The organism is Faecalibacterium sp. PGM34, from assembly GCF_054456555.1.
Window position 1 is genome coordinate 1,103,782 of sequence record NZ_CM136898.1, and the last position, 19,172, is coordinate 1,122,953.

The window sequence follows — 19,172 nt, forward strand, 5'->3', positions numbered from 1 at the left end:
CCGCACAGTTTGCGGTATGATAAACAAAAAGAGGAAAGGAGAAACTGTTATGTCCAAACATATCCTTGTCTGCCTGCCTATCAGCGCGGAGCAGAGAGCCCGCATTGAGGCGGTGCAGGGCTTTGCATATCGCTTTACCACCCCGGATACTGCCACGGTGGAGGATGCCCTGTGGGCCGATGCGGTGCTGGGCAACTTGCCGGTGCCGCTGATCCGGCAGAACGATCATCTGGAATGGTTCCAGTCCAACGCAGCCGGCCCCAATAACTATCTGGAGCCGGGGGTGCTGCCGGAGAAGTGCATCGTGACCAACGCCACCGGCGCTTATGGGCTGGCCATCAGTGAGTGTATGCTGGCAATGTGGCTCAGCCTGCTCAAGGAGCTGCCTACCTACCGGGACAACCAGCGGGAGCACCGCTGGGCACCCACCGGCCACTCTGTGGGCAGCATTGCGGGCAGCCGGGTGCTGTGTGTGGGCATGGGCGATATCGGCTCTAACTTTGCCCGGCGGGCGTATGCGCTGGGCGCTGAGGTAGTGGGCGTGCGCCGCACCGTGCACCCGGATACCCCCTGCCCGGACTACTGCACCCGGGTGGTGGCGCAGAGCGCATTGGACGCAGAACTGCCGCAGGCCGACCTTGTGGCGCTGAGCCTGCCCGGCACGCCGGAGACACTGCACTTGTTCAATGCCGAGCGGCTGGCGCTCTGTAAGCCCGGTGCTATCCTGCTCAACGTGGGGCGTGGCACTGCCGTGGACGGCGAGGCACTGGCAGCCGCCGTCCACAGCGGGCGGCTTTCCGGCGCAGGGCTGGACGTGACCGACCCCGAGCCGCTGCCGCCGGAGCATCCCCTGTGGGCAGAGCCGAACGTGATCATCACACCCCATGTCACCGGCGGCTTCAGCCTGCCCAAGACGCTGGACAACATTGTGGATATCTTTGCACATAACCTCAAGCGCTATGCCGCCGGTCAGCCGCTGGATAACCAGATGGACCGCCGCACCCAGTACGCCAGCGGCGCACGGCTGCAAAGCACGCTGTAAAATCTGCACTGCTTGACAAAACGGCGTGGGAGCGTTATACTACAAATAGAAAAGGTGCTGCCTGCAATGGTCAGCTTCCTTTAGCTAAGTATGTCAATAAGAATGACCGCTCAGAATTGGAACGCTGGGGCGGTCATTTCTTATTGTTATGGATCTCCTGAAAGATCGCCCACGAAATCTTGAACGTGATCCCGACTGTGCCGCCAATAATGACGAACAGCTGCAGAACGTTATCCAGTGTCATGTGGCATCCCCCCTTTCGCGTTTGCGTCCGGGGGAACCAGACAATAAGGTTTCACAGCCCCCGGAAGCTTGCCGGAGGAAGCTAGACCACCTTTTGTGCAGACAGCACCTGCCGCTTTTGCTGCGGCAGACCAAGTATAGCATAATCCAACGTGTTCTGCAATGAAAAACGACCTGCGGCACAGTGCTTGTAGGGGAACGCAATATGCAGCTTGCCCTTGCGACCCCAGCCGTGAAAATGTAGTGCCGGAGCGTCCGCAGACGCTCCGGCACTACGAAATTATAAAAAGCATTTCCGCTGATCATGCGCAGAGCAAACGCGGAGCGCATTCTAAATCGTTCAGCGCGGAAGAGCGGAGGATTAGAAACAAAAAAACTGCCGCACAACTGTGCGGCAGTTTTTTGTGGTTTACAGCATCACTGCGCCTGTGCAAGGCAGGCGTCCATGGCGGTAAAGATGGCCTCGCTGGTCATGGTGGAACCGGTGATGGCGTCCACACCGGCGGTGGAGCCGGTCTGTGTCAGCTGCGCAGACAGCGTCTCGGCGGCTTTGCCGCCCAGCTCCGGGGTCTCGGCGGAGGCGTCCACCTGTACGGCGGTCACCTTGCCGCCGGTCACGGTGACCGTGACGGTCACTTCACTCAGGCAGCCCTGTGCAGAGGAAGTGTAGCTGCCATCGGTCAGGGGGGCGGCGTTGTCGGCGGCGGGTACGGTGCCGGTGTTGTGGATATACAGGTTCAGCACAATGCCCATCAGCACGGTGGCTGCCAGCATGAGCAGGATATTACGGGTCATTTTTGCGGTCATGGTATGGTATCTTCTCCTTGGGGGTGATTATTTTGCGGGCTTGAAGCTGTCGCGCAGGGTGACCACCCGGTTGTACACGCCGGGGTTCTTGCTGTCCGGGGTAAAGAAGCCGGTGCGCACAAACTGGAACTTTTCGCCGGGCTTTGCGTCCTTCAGGCTCTCTTCCAGCTTGCAGCCGGTGCGCACGGTGACGCTTTCCGGGTTCAGGTAGTCCTTGTAGTCGCTGCCCTCGGGGATGCCGTTCATGTTGGCTTCGGTGAACAGCTTGTCGTACAGGCGCACCTCGGCGTCCACGCAGTGTGCGGCGCTTACCCAGTGGATGGTGCCTTTGACCTTGCGGCCGTCGGCGGGGTTGCCGTTGCCGGTCTCGAGGTCGGCGGTGCAGTGGATGGCGGCAATGCTGCCGTCGGCGTTCTTATCTACGCCGGTGCACTTGACGATATAAGCACCCATCAGACGCACCTCGCCGTCCACGGTCAGGCGCTTGAACTTGGGAGGCGGCACCTCGGCAAAGTCCTCGGCGTCGATCCACAGCTCGCGGGTAAAGGCTACCTTGCGGGTGGTGGTATCGTTGGCCTCGCGGTTGGGGTTGTTGGCTACGTCAAAGTACTCGGTCTTGTCGGCGGGGTAGTTGTCCACCACCAGCTTGACCGGCTCCAGCACGGCAATGCGGCGCTGTGCGGTCAGGTCCAGCTCGCTGCGGATGCAGGCCTCCAGCTGACGCATATCGATCAGGTTGTCAGACTTGGAGATACCGGCCTCCCGCACAAAGGTGAAGATGGAGGTGGGGGTGTAGCCGCGGCGGCGCAGACCGCACAGGGTGGGCATACGGGGATCGTCCCAGCCGTCCACGATGCCCATCTCCACCAGCTCACGCAGGTAGCGCTTGCTCATGACCGTATTGGTCATGTTCAGGCGGGCGAACTCGCGCTGCTTGGGGAACTCGGCACCGAAGATGTTTTCAATGACCCAGTTGTACAGCGGGCGATGGTTCTCGAACTCCAGACTGCACATGCTGTGGGTGATACCCTCGATGGCGTCCTGAATGGGGTGGGCGAAGTCGTACATGGGGTAGATGCACCACTTGTTGCCCTGACGGTGATGCTCGGCGTACTTGATGCGGTAGATGGCCGGGTCACGCATATTCATGTTGGGGCTTGCCAGATCGATCTTGGCACGCAGGGTCTTTTCGCCCTCCTTGAACTCACCGGCACGCATCCGGCGGAACAGGTCGAGGTTTTCTTCCGGGCTGCGGTCGCGCCACGGAGAGGGACGGGAGGGCTTGCCGGCATCGGAGCCGCGGTACTCGCGCATCTCCTCGCGGGTCAGGTCATCCACATAGGCCTTGCCCTCGGTGATGAGCTTCTCGGCGTACTCGTAGCACTTATCAAAGTAATCGCTGCCGTAGAAGATGCCGCCGTTGGGGTCGGCACCCAGCCAGTGCAGGTCCTCGATGATGCTGTTGACGTATTCCTCGCCTTCGCGGGCGGGGTTGGTGTCGTCCAGACGCAGGTTGAATTTACCGCCGTACTGGTTGGCAATGGACCAGTTGATATAAATGGCCTTGGCGCTGCCGATGTGCAGATAGCCGTTGGGCTCCGGCGGGAAGCGGGTGTGGATCTGCTGCACCTTGCCCTCGGCAAGGTCGGCGTCGATGATATCTGTCAGAAAGTTTTTATCAGCCATATAGGTTCCCCCTGTCAGGGCACAGCGTGCCCCCTTTTACTCATAATACTATATAATACACTATTTTGCGTTTTTCTTCAAGTACGGACTTGCACGGCAGATGGGGATACTCCTCTGAATAAAGGCTTCCCCCAGCCGGGGGAAGCCTTTAGCGGAAAATTGATAAAAAGGATGCAAAACAGTCTTAGTTAAAGGAGCGGAAGCCCTTGCCGATGATCTCGCTGGAGTTGACGATGGTGATAAAGCTGTGGGGGTCGTTCTCCCGCAGGAAGTTGCGCAGCTGCAAAGCCTGACGGCGGGTGAGCACGGTCACCAGCACGCTGAGCTCATGGTGGGTGTAGGCACCGTAAGCCTTTTCCACCGTGGCAGAGCGGTTCATGTCGTGGATGATGAAGTCCAGAATGGGCTGCGGGTTCGCGGTCATGATGGTGCACACCTTGCGCAGACGGATGTTTTCAATGGCACCGTCCACCACGAAGGATTTTCCGATGAGGCCAAGAATACAGTATAGGCCCGTGCCCATGCCGAACCGTACGGCGGCTGCCAGCACGATGAGGATATCGCTGACCATCAGCGCCTTGCCGATCTCCATGGAGGTGTACTTGGCAAGGATCAGCGCCACGATGTCGGTGCCGCCGGTGGAGGCGCCGATGTCAAACACGATGGCAGCGCCCAGCGCAGGCAGGAACACCGCGAACACCAGATCCAGCATGGCATCGCCGCTCAGGGACACGCCAGAGGGGTACAGCCACTCGCAGCCGGACACGAAAAAAGAGAGCGCAAAGGAGGAGTAGATCGTCCAGCCCATGCACTTGATGCCCAAAAAGAGAAAGCCCAGTACCACCAGCACGATGTTGATGATCCACATAAATCCGCCCACATTGATGCGGGGGAACAGGTCTGCCAGCAGGATGGACAGGCCGGAGGTGCCGCCGAAGGCGAAGTGGTTGGGATTTTTAAAATATACGATGCCCACTGCCGTAAGTACAAGGCCGAGGTTCAGCAGGACGAAGAAATTTAGATTCTTCAGCAGATTTTCGCGGCTGAAGGCTTCTTTTAAACCGTTCATGGGTTTCCTCCATCAGAAAATACAGCAATTTGGCCTGAATGCCATGCAAAAATATACTCCCCTTGTACAAGGAAGTCAAGGGATAAAAGAGAAGTTGTAGAAAAAGACGGAAAACAGCCGATAAAAGGTGAAAAAACAGGCACATCCGGTGCGTTTTGGGCGTAAAAAGGCAAAATAAAGCGCCGCCCGCAGACGGCATTGTCTGCGGGCGGCGCGGAGATTCAGTTCAGGAAAAGGGGAAAGCGCTTACAGGTTGAAGTAACGCTTTGCGTTGTCGAAGCAGATGCCCTTGATGATCTTCTCCAGAGCCTTCTCGTCGTTGGGATACTCGCCGTCCTCGACCCACTGGCCGATGATGTTGCACAGGATGCGGCGGAAGTATTCGTGGCGGGTGTAGCTCAGGAAGCTGCGGCTGTCGGTCAGCATACCCACAAAGTTGCCCAGCAGGCCAAGGCTTGCCAGACGGATCATCTGATCCTCCATGCCGATCTTGTGGTCATTGAACCACCATGCGGAGCCGTGCTGGATCTTGCCCGGAATCTCGCTGTTCTGGAAGCAGCCCAGAATGGTGCCGATCTGTGCGTCGTCGGCGGGGTTCAGGCTGTAAATGATGGTCTTGGGGCACTCATCGGTGTCGTTCAGGGCGCTGAGCAGCTGTGCGATCTGGCCGCCGCAGGTGGCGGTGTTGATCATGTCAAAGCCGGTGTCGGGGCCCAGCAGGCTGTTCATCTTGCGGTTCATGCCGCGCAGGCAGTTGTAGTGGATCTGCATGGCAATGCCCAGACGATGGTACTGCTTGCCCAGATGGATCAGGATGTAGGTCTGGTACTTCTCGGCCTCTTCCACGGTGCAGCTCTCGCCGTTCATCACCTTCTGGTAGATGGCGTTCACCTCGTCCTTGGTGGCCTCACGGTAGGGAACGTAGTCCAGACCGTGGTCGGAAGCGCGGCAGCCCATCTCGGCAAAGAACTCGATGCGCTTAGTCAGGGCATCGGTCACGCAGTCGATGCAGGCCAGCTTTTCCTTGCCCACAACGGCAGCCAGCTTAGCCATGTACTCAGCAAAGCCGGGCTTGCTGATGTTGACGGCCTTATCAGGACGGAAGGAGGGAGCCACGGTGAACTTGATGGTGGGATCTTCCTTGATCTTCTTGTGCCAGTACAGGTCATCAATGGGGTCATCGGTGGTGCCGATAAAGGCCACGTTGCTCTGCTCGATCAGGCCGCGGACGGTCAGCTTAGGGTCGTGCTGCAGCTTGTCATTGCACAGGTTCCACACTTCCTCAGCGGTGTCGCCGTTCAGCACGCCGTCGTAGCCGAAGAAAACGTGCAGCTCCAGATTGGTCCAGTGGTACATGGGGTTGCCAATGGCCATGGGCAGAGCCTCGGCAAACTTCTGGAAGCGCTCGCGGTCGGGCTTGTCGCCGGTGATGTACTCCTCGGGTACGCCGTTGGAACGCATCACGCGCCACTTATAATGATCGCCGAAGTAGCTGCCGTCCGGGTTGCGGCCGCCCAGCCACACCTGCGTGATGTTCTCAAAGCGGCGGTTCTCGTAGATCTCGCGGGGAGGGATGTGGCAGTGATAGTCGCAGATGGGCATAGTAGCTGCATAGTCGTGATACAGATGCTGTGCGGTAGCAGACTGGAGCATGAAGTCCTTATCCATAAATGCTTTCATGGGATTTTAACTCCTTTTCTCTGATGAATTTGTTAAAATTTAGACAAAAACGGGCATGAAATTGCACCTGCTTTGGACGGGCAGGCTGCCTTATCCTTAGTATACCGGAAAACGCCGATGTATACAACTGAAAAACTGCCAAAATTTCACCCTCGGAATTGTATAAACCGCTGGAAATGCGCTAAATAGCCATTTTTGGACTAAAAACCTTGCACAAAACACTTGACTTCTTTGTATACAACAGCATAAAATAGGAGCAGAAGATGGCAGGGAAAACGAGAGCCTGCCATGCAAAGCAAGTTTATAAAGGAGATCAATAAGATGGAAACTTTGAACTACAAGGTTCTGGAAGGCACTGGCTACAACGGCTACATCCTGAAGGATGCTCCCGTTAAGGTGATGCAGTTCGGCGAAGGCAACTTCCTGCGCGCTTTCGTGGACTATTTCTACGATATTGCAAACGAGAAGGCCGGCTATAACGGCAAGGTCAAGCTGGTGCAGCCCATCGGCAACTTCCCCCAGATGGCAGACTGGATCAACGAGCAGGAGGGCCTGTACACCCTGTACCTGCGCGGCAGCGAAAAGGGCCAGAAGGTGGACGCAAAGCGGGTGATCTCCTGCGTGTCTGACTGCGTGTGCCCCTACATTGATGGCAAGTGGGACGAGGTTCTGGCTCTGGCTCGCTCCGAGGATCTGGAAACTGTTGTATCCAACACCACCGAGGCCGGCATTGCCTACACCAAGGGCGACAGCCAGTTCGATCAGGTTCCCCCCAACAGCTTCCCCGCAAAGCTGACCCGTGTGCTGTTCGAGCGCTACAAGGCCTTCAACGGCGCTGCCGATAAGGGTCTGGTCATCCTGAGCTGCGAGCTGATCGACAACAACGGCAAGGAGCTGCAGAAGTGCTGCAACAACTACGCTAAGGATTGGGATCTGGAGCCCGCCTTCATCGACTGGATGAACACTGCCAACACCTTCTGCTCCACGCTGGTGGACCGCATCGTTCCGGGCCGCATCCGTGACCCGCAGGAGCTGGCAGCTCTGGAAGAGGCCAACGGTTACCACGATACCGTGCTGGACGTGGGCGAAGTGTTCGGCGTCTGGGTCATCGAGGGTCCCGCAGGTCTGGAGGACAAGCTGCCGTTCAAGAAGGCCGGCGTCAACGTCATGGTCGTGCCCGACGTTACCCCCTACAAAAAGCGCAAGGTCCGCATCCTGAACGGCGCACACACCGGCTTTGTGCTGGGCGCTTATCTGGCAGGCTTTGATATCGTCCGCGACTGCATGCACAACGATACCGTGCGCGGCTTTATGAACAAGATGCTGCACGAGGAGATCATCCCCACCCTGCCGCTGGACAAGAAGGATCTGGAGGACTTTGCCTCTGCTGTTGAGGACCGCTTCAACAACCCCTTCGTCAACCACGAGCTGATGAGCATCTCCCTGAACTCCACCTCCAAGTGGAAGGCCCGCAATATGCCCTCCTTCCTGGCTTACATCGAGGAGCAGAAGCAGCTGCCCAAGTGCCTGACCATGTCTCTGGCTGCCTACATCGCCTTCTACTCCAACGACATTCAGGAGCGCACCGCTGACGGCCTGATCTGCAAGCGCCCCGCAGGCAACACCTACAAGATTCAGGACGACGCATGGGCTCTGGATTTCTACTATGCACACAAGGATGACACCGCTGCTCAGCTGGTGCACGCTGTGCTGACCAATACCCAGATGTGGGATCAGGATCTGACCAAGATCGAGGGTCTGGAGGCTGCTGTGCTGGCAGATCTGGAAATGATCCGCACTCAGGGTGCCGAGGCTGCTTATAAGAGCTGCCTGTAAGCTGAAAAATCAACCTACCCGCACAACAAAGGGCTGCTGCTTTGGGCAGCAGCCCTTTTGTGCGATACGATAAGGAGAACAACTATGCCGCAGGCAATTCATATCAGCCCCATCGACAATGTGGTCGTCGCCCTGCACCCCATTGCCAAGGGCACGCTGGTGGAGGTGGACGGCCTTGCCGTCACCGCACTGGAGGATATCCCGCAGGGTCACAAGATGGCAGTCAAGCCCATTAAGAACGGCGAAAACGTCATCAAGTACGGCTTCCCCATCGGTCACGCCACCGCAGACGCCGCCCCCGGCACCTGGATGCACACCCACAACGTGCACACCAACCTGTCCGGCGAGGTGGAGTACAGCTATAACCCCGCCCCGGATCTGGCTCCGCTGCCTAAGGTCGAGCCGGAGACCTTTATGGGCTTCCGCCGCAAGGACGGCCGCGCCGCCATCCGCAACGAGATCTGGATCATCCCCACCGTGGGCTGCGTGAACGATATCGCCAAGAAGATGGTAGCCGACAATCAGGATCTGGTCACCGGCTCCATCGAGGGTCTGTACACCTTCACCCATCCCTTCGGCTGCAGCCAGACCGGCCACGACCATGCACAGACCCGCAAGCTGCTGGCTGCGCTGGTGCGCCACCCCAATGCCGCCGCCGTTCTGGTGCTGCATCTGGGCTGCGAGAACCTGCAGCACGATCAGTTCGTGGAGGAGCTGGGCGAGTACGACCACGACCGCGTCAGGTTCCTCACCTGTCAGGACGTGGAGGACGAGTTTGCCGCCGCCCGCGATATCCTGAAGGAACTGGCTGCCTACGCCGGGCAGTTCAAGCGCGAGCCCATCCCCGTGTCTGAGCTGGTGGTGGGCATGAAGTGCGGCGGCTCGGACGGCCTGTCCGGTATCACCGCCAACCCCACCATCGGCCGCTTCTCCGACATGATGGGCCAGCGCGGCGGCTCTACCGTGCTGACCGAGGTGCCCGAGATGTTCGGTGCAGAGGGCTTCCTGATGGACCGCTGCATCAACAAGGAGGTATTCGTCAAGGCCGAGCACATGATCAACGGCTTCAAGGATTACTTCATCAGCCACAACGAGGTGGTGTACGATAACCCCTCTCCGGGCAACAAGGCCGGCGGCATCACTACGCTGGAAGATAAGAGCTGCGGCTGCGTGCAGAAGGGCGGTACTGCCCCCATCATGGACGTCATCGGCTACGGCGACCCCGTGGTGACCAAGGGTCTGAATATGCTCTACGGCCCCGGTAACGATCTGGTCTCCGCCACCGCCATGACGGCAGCAGGCGCACACCTGATTTTGTTCTCCACCGGCCGCGGCACCCCGTTCTCCGCACCGGCTCCCACCCTGAAGATCTCCACCAACACCCCGCTGGCAGAGAAGAAGGGCGGCTGGATCGATTTCAACACCGGTGTCATCGCCGACGGCGAAAAAACCATCGACGAGGCTGCAAAGGATCTGCTGGATCTGGTCATCCGCGTGGCCAGCGGCGAGCAGACCAAGGCGGAAAAGCACGGCTTCCGCGAGATCTCCATCTTCAAGGACGGCGTGGTTCTGTAACTGAAAAAGGGCTGCTGTACGGCAAAATGCGGTACGGCGGCCTTTTTGTGCATAAAAAGAAGGGAAGTGTATAAAATGTTGGGCGCAAATGGAGTGCTGCTGTTGACACTGCTGCTTTATGCGGCTATCATTTATGGTGTAGTACGCTTGATCAAATATTTTATCCGCTACGGCATCGACTACTACTTCAAAAAGCTGGATGCACGGCAGACCGAGCACAAGGAATGAACCACCGGGGTGACCCGGCGGCAATAATAGGAGGCTTTTACTTATGAATCAGATCACCACCCGGTACATCACCGAGAACGGCGCCTGCTACGAGCAGTACGTCATCACCGACCCCGAGGCAAAGACTGCCCTCACCATCACCCCCGAGCGCGGCGGTATGATCACCAGCTTTACGCTGGACGGCGAGGAGTTCGTCTGGACCCGCCGCCCCAATTTCTCCGAGTGCAACCGCCCCCGCTTTGGCGTGCCGGTGCTGTTCCCCAGCTGCGGCAACCCGGATAACGGCGTGCACATCTTTGACGGCAAGGCCTACCCCATGGAGACCCACGGCTTTGCCGACCTGTGCGCATGGGAAGTGGACAGCGTTGGCCCGGACGGCGTGACGCTGGCACTGGAGTCCACCCCGCTGACCAAGTTCCTCTACCCGTTCGATTTCACTCTGCTGCTCAATTATAATCTGGAGGGCAACAAGGCACTGGTCAGTCTGACCGTCATCAACGAGGGCAGCACCGATATGCCCTTCAGCTTTGGCTACCATCCCTACTTTACCGCCTCCAAGCTGGAGAACGTGGAGTTCGACATCAAGTGCGCCACCTGCTCCGAAAACGCCAAGGGCGAGCAGCCCGCCGCCCCGGAAAAGATCACCCTCACCCGCAAGGAGGGCGTAGACAACTCTGTCCGTCTGCTGACCGGCGTGCAGTTCCCCATGACCCTGACCGACAAGGGCAACGGCCATAAGGTGACCGTGGACGCCGACGAGACCTTTGAAAACGGCGTGCTGTGGCAGCAGGATGCCGAGAGCTTTGTCTGCATGGAGCCTTGGAACGGCTGGGCCAACAGCGTGAACGAGGAAGGCAAGCACGAGGTGCTGGAGCCGGACGAGGCCATGACCAGCGAGTGGAGCATCACCATCGAGAAGGTCTGAGAACTTTTCTGAATAGCATTTTTTCGCAAAAACGGGCAGCCTGCGGGCTGCCCGTTTTTGCTTATCCCTTCCGTGAAAAAAGGGGTTCTGAAAAGCCCGCGTTTGCGAAGCAAAAAAGCCCCAGTGGGGCTTTTAAGCGGCAGAGCGGTCTGCGTAAGCAGATGGAGGGGCTTTGCCCCGACAAGCTCCGCAGGCTTTTCAGAACCCCGAATTTTAAATATTTTTCCGCTGAAAATGCCCAGAGCGCAAGCGGAGGGCATTTAAAATCGTCCCACCCGGAAAGGGCAACGGCCTTTAGTGGCAGCTGCCGGCGCAGCCGCCCTTGTCGGCGTGGCAGGCGTGAGCGCTGCAGCTGTGGCTCTCCTCGTGGTCGTGGTGGGTGCAGCGGGCGTTGGGGTCAAAGACCAGCGTGCCGGCAAGATAAGCCGCCGCAGCGCTGTCAGCATCGCCGGTAATGCCGCCGCACAGTCGGATACCGGCCTGTGCCAGTGCCATCTGCGCACCGCCGCCAATGCCGCCGCACAGCAGCACGTTCACGCCATTGCGCACCAGAAAGCCCACCAGTGCGCCGTGCCCCTGCCCATCGGTGGAAACGACCTCGGCGCCGGTGATGCGGCCATCCTCGGCGGTGTACAGCTTGAACTGTGCGGAGTGACCAAAGTGCTGGAACACCTGACCATTTTCATAAGGAATTGCGATCTTCATACTAAAAACTCCTTCCTGTGTACGAGACTTTCTCTCCCTATTCTAACAGATTGCGCTGAAATAGGGAAGGGTGCCCGCACTTTTTGCGCCTTTTGGAGCGGGAAACATGGCTGGTATGTAAAAATGATATCAGAAACTGCCCCAAAATGTATTATAATAGAGCCCGAAAAGAGGGTACGAGTATGAAAACAAAGCATCACGGGCAAATGTCCGAGTCCTTTCTTACGGCGGTGTTCCTTTCGCTGTCCGGCGGCTTGCAGGATGCCTACACCTATCTGTTCCGGGGCAAGGTGTTTGCCAATGCTCAGACCGGCAATATCGTGCTGCTGAGCGCCAATATCATGGATGGTCAGTGGGACAAGGTGCTGCACTATCTGGTGCCGTTGTGCGCCTTTGCGCTGGGGGTGCTGGCTGCGGAAAAAATGCGGGAGCGCTTTCAGACAATGCAGCGGCTGCACTGGCGGCAGCTGGTGGTGCTGGGCGAGGTGCTGCTGCTGTTTGCGGTGGGCTTTCTGCCGCAATCGCAGAATCTGCTGGCCAACGCCATTGTTTCCTTCTCCTGCGCCATGCAGGTGCAGGCCTTCCGCAAGGTGGACGGCTACGCCTTTGCCAGTACCATGTGCATCGGCGATCTGCGCAGCGGCGTGGAGGCCTTTTGCATCTGGCGCAAGACCCACGAGCCCCGCGCAAAGGACAGGATGGTGCGGTACTTTGGCATCATTTTGCTGTTCGCGCTGGGGGCTGGGCTGGGCAGTAAAAGCGCGGCGCAGCTGGGCGGCAGAGCCATCTGGATATCCTGCGGCCTTTTGCTGGTCAGCTTTGCGCTGATGTTCATACGGGAGGAACTGGAGGAGAACCCGGTCATCGAAAAAGACCTGACCGCCATCCGGCAGGAGACCCGGGAGATCGACCGAACCCTGAAACAGGAGCTGCAGGAGGAGCAGCGGGAGCTGAAACAGAGCACCCGGAAATAACAGAAAAGGGGCTGCTGCACATCATTGGTGCAGCAGCCTCTTTCTGTATTGGCTTTATTTGCGTTCCGTGCCCCGGGCACCCGCTTTGGTCAGCAGCTGCTGGAACTTGCGGGCGGCGGTGTTCAGTGGGCGGTGATGGTCGTAGACAAGGCAGATGGAGCGGGAGGGGATGATCTCCTGCAAGTGCAGCTGCACCAGCTCTCCGCTGGCCAGCAGGGGCGCTGCCATGGGCTCCGGCATAAAGGCAAGCCCCAGTTCACTTTTGACCAGCGTGAGCATCTGGTCGGTGGTGGCGGCCTCGGTGTCCGGCTTCAGCACCGCGTCATGTTCCAGAAAGAATTGCCGGTAAAAGCTGCGGGTCATGCTCTCCTCGTTCAGGCAGATCAGGGGATAATTGGCCAGTTCCTTCAGGTTCAGGGTCTGGCTGGCCAGCGCCGTAAAGGTCCTGCCGCCCACAAGAACTTCATAAAAGGGCATCAGCTCCACCATTTTCAGCCCGTTTTCCACCTCTGCGGGGGTGGTCACGATGGCAAAATCCACCTCGCCGTTGCGTACCGCCTGCATCGCCTGCGGAGTGGAGTGGTTGGAGATGCGCAGCCGGATGCCCGGGTACTCGGTATGGAAAGCGCGCAGCTTTTCCGACAGGTAGATGTTCAAAGCGGTCTCGGTGGTGCTGATGCTGATGGCACCGTGTTCCAGCGTGGCGCTGGCGCTCAGCTCCTCCTCCGCGTCCTGTATCTGCACCGCCGCCGAGGCAATGCGGGAATACAGCAGCTCTCCCTCCGGCGTTAAGGTGACGCCCCGGTTGGAGCGGATGAACAGCACGCAGTTCAGCTGGCTTTCCAGCCGGTTCATGGCGTGGGTGATGTTGGGCTGGTTGTTGCCCAGCACCCGCGCCGCGCGGGTAAAGTTCTGATACTTTGCCACATAGTAGAAGATTTTATAGTATTCCCAGTCCACATACATGAGTGCGGCCCTCTTTCCTGTCGGGCTTCCGGCGCGGCCAGCGGCAGAAGCGGCTTTATGCTCTTCTTGTATCATAGCACGGCGCGCCGGAATTGCAAGCGCTTTTTACGGCGCGGCCAACGCCCTTTGCAATGTAAAAAACATATTGCTGCTATACACAGGATACTTTTTACATATTCTCTGCACCCTCGTATAATAAACACCGCGAACAGGAAACAAGAATGAAAAAGAAGGTAAATGAAGTTTATGCTGACCGCTGTTACTGGAATCAACTGGGGCGATGAGGGCAAGGGCCGCGTCATCGACCTGCTGGCCGAAAATGCCGATATCGTTGCGCGCTATCAGGGCGGCAACAATGCCGGCCATACCGTTGTGACCGAGAAGGGCAAGTTCATCCTGAACCTGCTGCCCTCCGGCATCCTGCACCCGGAGGTGACCTGCGTGCTGGGCACCGGTATGGTGATCGACCTTGAGCATCTGGCCGGGGAGATGGAGGCCATCGAGGCGCGCGGGGTGAAGGTAGAGCCGGAGAACCTGAAGCTTTCCGATAAAGCTACCATCTCCATGCCGTGGCACAAGGTACAGGACGGGCTGGAAGAGGACCGCCTTGCCAAAAAGGGCAGCGCGTTCGGCTCTACCCGGCGCGGCATTGCCTACGCTTACAGCGACAAGTACCGCAAAAAGACCCTGCGTCTGGGCGACCTTTTGCATCTGGACGAGGAGCGCACCCAGAACCGCCTGCACATGATTTTGGACGCCAAAAACATGGAACTGGCGGGCTGCTACCATCAGGAGCCCATGAGTTACGATGCCTTGCTGAACTGGTGCAGGCAGCAGGCGGCGTACTTTGCGCCCTTCATCTGTGATGTGGGCGCTTTCTTGCAGCAGGCACACGACAGCGGCAAGCGCATCGTACTGGAAGCGCAGCTGGGCGCAATGCGGGATATCGACTACGGCATCTTCCCGTTCACTTCCAGCTCCAACACGCTGGCAGCCTACGCGCCGCTGGGTGCGGGCATCCCCAACTGTAAGCTGGACCATGTGGTGGGTGTGCTGAAGGCCTACTCCACCTGTGTGGGCGCTGGCCCCTTTGCGGCAGAGAACGCAATGGGCGAGGCGTGGAACGAAAAGCTGCGCAAGGCCGGCGGCGAGTACGGCGCGGCTACCGGCCGTCCCCGCCGGGTAGGCCCCTTTGACTGCGTTGCCAGCCGCTACGGCCTGCAATGTCAGGGCGCGGATAAGATCGCGCTGACCAAGCTGGACGTGCTGAGCAGCATGAAGCAGATCCCGGTCATCACCGGCTACAAGCTGGATGGAGTGGAAGTCCCCCGCTTCGACACCCTGTCCGACCTTGACCGCGTGCAGCCGGTGGTCACGCTGCTGCCCGGCTGGAACAAGGATATCTCCGGTTGCAAGAGCTGGGCAGAACTGCCCAAGGAAGCCAAGGCCTATGTGGAGTTCCTTGAAAAGCAGCTGGGGCACGAGATCCAGTTCGTTTCCACCGGCGCCGAGCGCGAAAAGTTTGTGCTGAAGGGAGAATGGCTGTGAGACACTTTATTGAACCCAACAGCTTTTCTCTGGCCGAGCAGCTGGCACTGCTCGACCTTGCCGACCGGATGGAGGCTGACCCCGCGCCCTACGCACACCTGTGCGACGGCCGCATTCTCGCAACCCTGTTCTACGAGCCCAGCACCCGCACCCGCCTTTCCTTCGAGTCTGCCATGCTGCGGCTGGGCGGCAAGACGCTGGGCTTTGCAGGAGCCCAGCTTTCCAGCGCCAGCAAGGGCGAAACGGTGGCCGATACCGCCCGCGTGGTAAGCAACTATGCGGACGTTATTGCCATGCGCCACCCCAAGGAGGGCGCACCGCTGCGTGCGTCCATGTATGCGCGGGTGCCGGTCATCAATGCAGGTGATGGCGGCCACGCCCATCCCTCCCAGACCATGATCGACCTGATGACCATCCGCCAGCGCAAGGGGCGGCTGAACCACCTGACCATCGGCTTCTGCGGCGACCTCAAGTTCGGCCGGACGGTGCACTCCCTCACCGCTGCGCTGAGCCAGTTCGAGGGCAACCGCTTCGTGTTCATCTCGCCCGAGGAGCTGCGCATCCCGCAGTACGTCAAAGATGAGACCCTGACCCCGCTTCACCAGAACTATAAAGAGACCGCCGACTTGGAAGCCGAGCTGCCCGGGCTGGACGTGCTGTATATGACCCGCATCCAGAAGGAGCGCTTTTTCAACGAAGAGGACTATCTGCGGTTGAAAGGCTGCTATGCGCTGGACGAAAAGCTGCTGCAGCAGGCACCGCCCACCATGCCGGTGCTGCATCCGCTTCCCCGTATTGACGAGATCAAGCCGGACGTGGACAACGACCCCCGCGCCGCTTATTTTGATCAGGTGCATAACGGCGTGTATATTCGCATGGCAATTATACTGGCACTTCTGGGCATCCCCGACCCGCTGACCGGGAAAAAGGTGCTGGAAAGTATATAAGTTGGAAAACAGGGCTGCTGCACAAAGCAACGTGCAGCAGCCCTGTTTTTGCGTATGGTATTTTTGCAGGCTTGCCCTCTCAGGCGCTCCCGAAGGGAGAGCCAAGCTGGTAGCCTCGATGCTAAAGTATTAGGTACAATAAGAAAGCTTTCGGCGGTGCTCTTGCCTCTCCCTTTGGGAGAGGTGTCACCGCAGGTGACGGAGAGGGCGCACGCCGCTAACCCTGTTGCTAAAGTTTCAGAAGCAATAAGAAACTTTCCCACCATGCCAAGGGCTCCCTCTTCGAGGGAGCTGGCAAAACCGTCAGGTTTTGGCTGAGGGAGTTCGTTCTAAACCCCTCCCGTGAAAAGGCAATTCTGGAAAATCCGCAGATTTTCCAGAATTGCGAATTTTAAATAATTCTTCCGCTGAATATGCCCAGAGCAACGAGGAGGGCATTCCCAATCGTCCCGCTACCCCCGCAGCGGCGGGTCTGGCACAAAAATCATGGTGCCCCGGGCAGAAAAAAGCAGCTGCGGCATCATGCAGCTGTACCCCAGCCACAGCACCGCCAGAATGCACAGCACCAAGAGCACCCGGCGCAAAAGTACCGGATGCCGGGCGGGGGAATAGCGTTTTCTGCGGTCACGCTGCATAGGCTGTGCCCTCCTTTTTCAAGGCTCTGCCCAGCTTATGCCGTAGCAGAAAGAATTGTGCACCGGCGGGGTTTGTGGTAAGATAACAGGGAAGAACCACGGAGGAACTGCTTATGCTGACCATTACACTGCTGGGTACGGCTGCCACCATGCCGCTGCCGGAGCGCGCCCTGACCGCCGCTGTGGCGGAGTGCGGCGGGCACAGCCTGCTGCTGGACTGCGGCGAGGGTACCCAGACCGCCGCCCGCCGCGCCGGGGTGAACCTGATGCGCGCGGATGCCATCTGCCTGACCCATTACCACGGGGACCATATCTTTGGCCTGCCCGGGCTTTTGCAGACCCTTGGGGCGCAGGGGCGCACCCGTCCGCTGGCTCTGCTGGGGCCGGAGGGGCTTTTGGAGGTCTGGCGGGCAGTGTATGCTCTGACCGGGCCGCTGCCCTACGCGGTAAAACCGCTGGTCTGCCGCGCCGGGCAGCCGGTGGCGCTGGATGCCCTTTCGGATGGGTGGCCCGCCGGGGCAACGCTGCTGCCGGTGGCCACAAAGCACCGGGTGCGCAGTCTGGGCTACCGGCTGGAACTGCCCCGGGCGGGCAGGTTCGACCCGGAAAAGGCGCGGGCGCTGGGTGTACCGGTGACCCAGTGGCGGCTTTTGCAGCGGGGACAGGCTGTCCCGCTGGCAGAGCGCATGGTGCAGCCCGCCGAGGTGCTGGGCGCACCCCGCAAGGGGCTGCGGTTCGTTTTTTCCGGCGACAGCGCCCCCTGTCCGGCGCTGGAGCAGGCGGCGCAGGGGGCAGACCTTCTGCTCTGCGATGCCACCTATGCTCTGCCGGAGCAGCAGGAGCAGGCCGCGCAGTGGGGGCACAGCACCTTTGGTCAGAGCGCGGCGCTGGCGGCGAAAGCCGGGGCAAAGCGGCTGTGGCTGGTGCACTATTCCCCCATGATCACCGACCCGGAGGAGCAGCTTTCACAGGCGCAAAGCATCTTCCCGGCGGCAGAATGCGGCTTTGACGGCAAACGCATCACCCTGCATTACGAGGAGAACGAAGAATGAAGCTGACACTTGACCCCGGGGCGGCTGCCCTGCTGAACGCCCTGCACGCGGCGGGCTACGCAGCCTATGCTGTGGGCGGCTGCGTGCGGGACAGTCTTTTGGGGCGCACCGCCCACGACTGGGACCTGTGCACCAGCGCCCTGCCGCAGCAGGTGATGGAACTGTTCGGGGCAGCGCAGTGCATCCCCACCGGCTTGCAGCACGGCACGGTCACCATCAAATACGGCGGGCAGCTGTACGAGACTACCACCTTCCGCACCGAGGGCAGCTATACCGATGGCCGTCACCCGGACGAAGTGCAGTTCGTACCGGACGTGCGGGAGGATCTTGCCCGGCGGGATTTTACCATCAACGCCATGGCCTATAATGAGGCCGAGGGTCTGGTAGACCCCTTTGGCGGGCAAAAAGACCTGCAAAACGGTCTGCTGCGGGCGGTGGGTGAGCCGCAGCAGCGGTTTACCGAGGATGCACTGCGTATCCTGCGGCTGTACCGCTTTGCCGCAAGGTTCGGCTTTGCGCTGGACGCAGCCACCGCCCGGGCGGCGCGGCAGCTGGCACCGCACTTGGACTGCATCTCTGCCGAGCGCATTCAGGAGGAGCTTGCAAAGCTGCTGGCTGCCCCGCAGCCGGGGGCGTATCTGGAACCCGCCGTGCTGGCGGTGGTGCTGCCGGAACTGACCCCGGCGGCGCTTGAAGCCGCAAAGCCGGTGGTGGATGCCTGCCCGGCGGGGGAGGAAAACCTGCCGGTGCGCTGGGCGGCGCTGCTGGGCGCTCTGGGCGAGACCGACACCCGCCGGGTGCTCAAACGGCTGCGCTGCTCCAACGCCTGCATCGAGGAGACCGCAATACTGGTGCGGGAAACTGCAGGGCAGGGCGTGTCCGAGGAGAAAGCTCCCGCACACGCTCCGGTACACGCGGGAGAGGTTGCCATCCGGCGGCTTTTAGGGCGGTACGGGCTGTGCACCGTGGAGCGGCTGTGTGCGCTGTGCGCGGCGCTGCATCCGCAGAATGCCCCGGCTTGCACCTTTGCGGCGCAGCGGGCGCGGCAGCTGGAAGCCGATGGCGTATGCTGCCGGGTGAGCCAGCTGGCGGTGAACGGCCGCGACCTGATGGCGGCGGGCATCCCGGCAGGCCCTGCGCTGCGCCGGGTGCTGGAAGCGCTGCTGGATGGCGTCATCCGCGCAGAATACCCCAACGAAAAGCCGGCGCTGCTGGCTGCGGCGCAGAAAATTATAGCGTCTTGACAAGCGGTTT

General features: G+C 59.6%; 17 protein-coding genes. 10 read left to right on the forward strand and 7 right to left on the reverse strand.

Features of this window, described 5'->3' with window-relative positions; translation table 11 throughout:
- The first annotated feature begins 49 nt into the window (after positions 1 to 49).
- Positions 50 to 1,042, forward strand: coding sequence for a D-2-hydroxyacid dehydrogenase (locus ACXPUX_RS05210; protein WP_458830551.1), 993 nt, complete (start codon positions 50 to 52; stop codon positions 1,040 to 1,042).
- Positions 1,043 to 1,702: 660 nt separating this feature from the next.
- Here ACXPUX_RS05210 and ACXPUX_RS05215 read toward each other — a convergent pair.
- The 4 genes from ACXPUX_RS05215 to uxaC all read right to left on the reverse strand — a co-directional run bounded on the left by ACXPUX_RS05215 (position 1,703) and on the right by uxaC (position 6,527).
- Positions 1,703 to 2,092 (reverse strand): FMN-binding protein, encoded by a 390-nt coding sequence (locus ACXPUX_RS05215; RefSeq protein WP_458830553.1) that lies wholly within the window; start codon positions 2,090 to 2,092, stop codon positions 1,703 to 1,705.
- 27 nt (positions 2,093 to 2,119) lie between these two features.
- Positions 2,120 to 3,778, reverse strand: coding sequence for a glutamine--tRNA ligase/YqeY domain fusion protein (locus ACXPUX_RS05220; protein ID WP_005920796.1), 1,659 nt, complete (start codon positions 3,776 to 3,778; stop codon positions 2,120 to 2,122).
- A gap of 184 nt (positions 3,779 to 3,962) precedes the next feature.
- Positions 3,963 to 4,847 carry a YitT family protein gene (locus ACXPUX_RS05225; protein WP_458830555.1) on the reverse strand — a complete coding sequence of 295 codons (885 nt, stop codon included), beginning with the start codon at positions 4,845 to 4,847 and terminating at the stop codon, positions 3,963 to 3,965.
- A gap of 246 nt (positions 4,848 to 5,093) precedes the next feature.
- Complete coding sequence (uxaC, locus tag ACXPUX_RS05230; protein WP_458830557.1) at positions 5,094 to 6,527, reverse strand: glucuronate isomerase; 1,434 nt, start codon at positions 6,525 to 6,527, stop codon at positions 5,094 to 5,096.
- A 321-nt stretch (positions 6,528 to 6,848) separates the two neighbouring features.
- Between uxaC and ACXPUX_RS05235 the strand changes: the two genes are divergently transcribed.
- The 4 genes from ACXPUX_RS05235 to ACXPUX_RS05250 all read left to right on the forward strand — a co-directional run bounded on the left by ACXPUX_RS05235 (position 6,849) and on the right by ACXPUX_RS05250 (position 11,091).
- Entirely contained in the window at positions 6,849 to 8,363 is a 1,515-nt protein-coding gene (locus ACXPUX_RS05235) for a tagaturonate reductase (protein WP_458830559.1), read from the forward strand.
- 84 nt (positions 8,364 to 8,447) lie between these two features.
- Positions 8,448 to 9,938 carry a UxaA family hydrolase gene (locus tag ACXPUX_RS05240; protein ID WP_458830561.1) on the forward strand — a complete coding sequence of 497 codons (1,491 nt, stop codon included), beginning with the start codon at positions 8,448 to 8,450 and terminating at the stop codon, positions 9,936 to 9,938.
- Positions 9,939 to 10,013: 75 nt separating this feature from the next.
- A complete protein-coding gene (locus tag ACXPUX_RS05245; RefSeq protein WP_458830563.1) occupies positions 10,014 to 10,166 on the forward strand; it encodes a hypothetical protein in 153 nt (50 codons plus the stop codon).
- 43 nt (positions 10,167 to 10,209) lie between these two features.
- The gene (locus tag ACXPUX_RS05250) at positions 10,210 to 11,091 is read left to right on the forward strand and encodes an aldose epimerase family protein (protein ID WP_458830564.1); all 882 of its coding nucleotides are present in this window, start codon (positions 10,210 to 10,212) and stop codon (positions 11,089 to 11,091) included.
- A gap of 294 nt (positions 11,092 to 11,385) precedes the next feature.
- Here the strand turns inward: ACXPUX_RS05250 and ACXPUX_RS05255 are convergent, their stop codons facing one another.
- Positions 11,386 to 11,796 (reverse strand): NifB/NifX family molybdenum-iron cluster-binding protein, encoded by a 411-nt coding sequence (locus tag ACXPUX_RS05255; protein ID WP_458830566.1) that lies wholly within the window; start codon positions 11,794 to 11,796, stop codon positions 11,386 to 11,388.
- Between the two features lie 182 nt (positions 11,797 to 11,978).
- Here ACXPUX_RS05255 and ACXPUX_RS05260 point away from each other — a divergent pair, with 182 nt between their 5' ends.
- The gene (locus tag ACXPUX_RS05260) at positions 11,979 to 12,770 is read left to right on the forward strand and encodes a YoaK family protein (RefSeq protein ID WP_458830568.1); all 792 of its coding nucleotides are present in this window, start codon (positions 11,979 to 11,981) and stop codon (positions 12,768 to 12,770) included.
- Positions 12,771 to 12,824: 54 nt separating this feature from the next.
- Here ACXPUX_RS05260 and ACXPUX_RS05265 read toward each other — a convergent pair whose 3' ends face one another.
- Positions 12,825 to 13,736, reverse strand: coding sequence for a LysR family transcriptional regulator (locus ACXPUX_RS05265; RefSeq protein WP_458830570.1), 912 nt, complete (start codon positions 13,734 to 13,736; stop codon positions 12,825 to 12,827).
- 237 nt (positions 13,737 to 13,973) lie between these two features.
- On the opposite strand from ACXPUX_RS05265, the gene ACXPUX_RS05270 reads away from it, so the two are divergent.
- Complete coding sequence (locus ACXPUX_RS05270; RefSeq protein ID WP_458830572.1) at positions 13,974 to 15,284, forward strand: adenylosuccinate synthase; 1,311 nt, start codon at positions 13,974 to 13,976, stop codon at positions 15,282 to 15,284.
- On the forward strand, positions 15,281 to 16,231 hold the full coding sequence (gene pyrB, locus ACXPUX_RS05275) for an aspartate carbamoyltransferase (RefSeq protein WP_458830574.1): 951 nt from the start codon (positions 15,281 to 15,283) through the stop codon (positions 16,229 to 16,231). Before ACXPUX_RS05270 ends, pyrB begins: the two co-directional genes overlap by 4 nt.
- Positions 16,232 to 16,683: 452 nt before the next feature.
- Here pyrB and ACXPUX_RS05280 read toward each other — a convergent pair whose 3' ends face one another.
- The gene (locus ACXPUX_RS05280) at positions 16,684 to 16,866 is read right to left on the reverse strand and encodes a hypothetical protein (protein WP_005920766.1); all 183 of its coding nucleotides are present in this window, start codon (positions 16,864 to 16,866) and stop codon (positions 16,684 to 16,686) included.
- A 113-nt stretch (positions 16,867 to 16,979) separates the two neighbouring features.
- On the opposite strand from ACXPUX_RS05280, the gene ACXPUX_RS05285 reads away from it, so the two are divergent.
- Both ACXPUX_RS05285 and ACXPUX_RS05290 read left to right on the forward strand, forming a co-directional pair.
- Positions 16,980 to 17,918, forward strand: a complete 939-nt coding sequence (locus ACXPUX_RS05285) for a ribonuclease Z (RefSeq protein WP_458830576.1) — start codon at positions 16,980 to 16,982, stop codon at positions 17,916 to 17,918.
- Positions 17,915 to 19,162 (forward strand): CCA tRNA nucleotidyltransferase, encoded by a 1,248-nt coding sequence (locus tag ACXPUX_RS05290; RefSeq protein ID WP_458830577.1) that lies wholly within the window; start codon positions 17,915 to 17,917, stop codon positions 19,160 to 19,162. The genes ACXPUX_RS05285 and ACXPUX_RS05290 overlap by 4 nt, the downstream gene beginning before the upstream one ends.
- Positions 19,163 to 19,172 lie beyond the last annotated feature (10 nt).

Coding starts and splice junctions, on each gene's coding strand:
- ACXPUX_RS05265 (WP_458830570.1), bottom strand. CDS start 13,736: ATGTATGTGGACTGGGAATACTATAAAATCTTCTACTATGTGGCAAAG.
- ACXPUX_RS05270 (WP_458830572.1), top strand. CDS start 13,974: ATGAAGTTTATGCTGACCGCTGTTACTGGAATCAACTGGGGCGATGAG.
- ACXPUX_RS05290 (WP_458830577.1), top strand. CDS start 17,915: ATGAAGCTGACACTTGACCCCGGGGCGGCTGCCCTGCTGAACGCCCTG.
- ACXPUX_RS05235 (WP_458830559.1), top strand. CDS start 6,849: ATGGAAACTTTGAACTACAAGGTTCTGGAAGGCACTGGCTACAACGGC.
- ACXPUX_RS05255 (WP_458830566.1), bottom strand. CDS start 11,796: ATGAAGATCGCAATTCCTTATGAAAATGGTCAGGTGTTCCAGCACTTT.
- ACXPUX_RS05225 (WP_458830555.1), bottom strand. CDS start 4,847: ATGAACGGTTTAAAAGAAGCCTTCAGCCGCGAAAATCTGCTGAAGAAT.
- ACXPUX_RS05220 (WP_005920796.1), bottom strand. CDS start 3,778: ATGGCTGATAAAAACTTTCTGACAGATATCATCGACGCCGACCTTGCC.
- ACXPUX_RS05240 (WP_458830561.1), top strand. CDS start 8,448: ATGCCGCAGGCAATTCATATCAGCCCCATCGACAATGTGGTCGTCGCC.
- ACXPUX_RS05215 (WP_458830553.1), bottom strand. CDS start 2,092: ATGACCGCAAAAATGACCCGTAATATCCTGCTCATGCTGGCAGCCACC.
- ACXPUX_RS05250 (WP_458830564.1), top strand. CDS start 10,210: ATGAATCAGATCACCACCCGGTACATCACCGAGAACGGCGCCTGCTAC.
- ACXPUX_RS05245 (WP_458830563.1), top strand. CDS start 10,014: ATGTTGGGCGCAAATGGAGTGCTGCTGTTGACACTGCTGCTTTATGCG.
- ACXPUX_RS05285 (WP_458830576.1), top strand. CDS start 16,980: ATGCTGACCATTACACTGCTGGGTACGGCTGCCACCATGCCGCTGCCG.
- ACXPUX_RS05210 (WP_458830551.1), top strand. CDS start 50: ATGTCCAAACATATCCTTGTCTGCCTGCCTATCAGCGCGGAGCAGAGA.
- uxaC (WP_458830557.1), bottom strand. CDS start 6,527: ATGAAAGCATTTATGGATAAGGACTTCATGCTCCAGTCTGCTACCGCA.
- ACXPUX_RS05280 (WP_005920766.1), bottom strand. CDS start 16,866: ATGCAGCGTGACCGCAGAAAACGCTATTCCCCCGCCCGGCATCCGGTA.
- ACXPUX_RS05260 (WP_458830568.1), top strand. CDS start 11,979: ATGAAAACAAAGCATCACGGGCAAATGTCCGAGTCCTTTCTTACGGCG.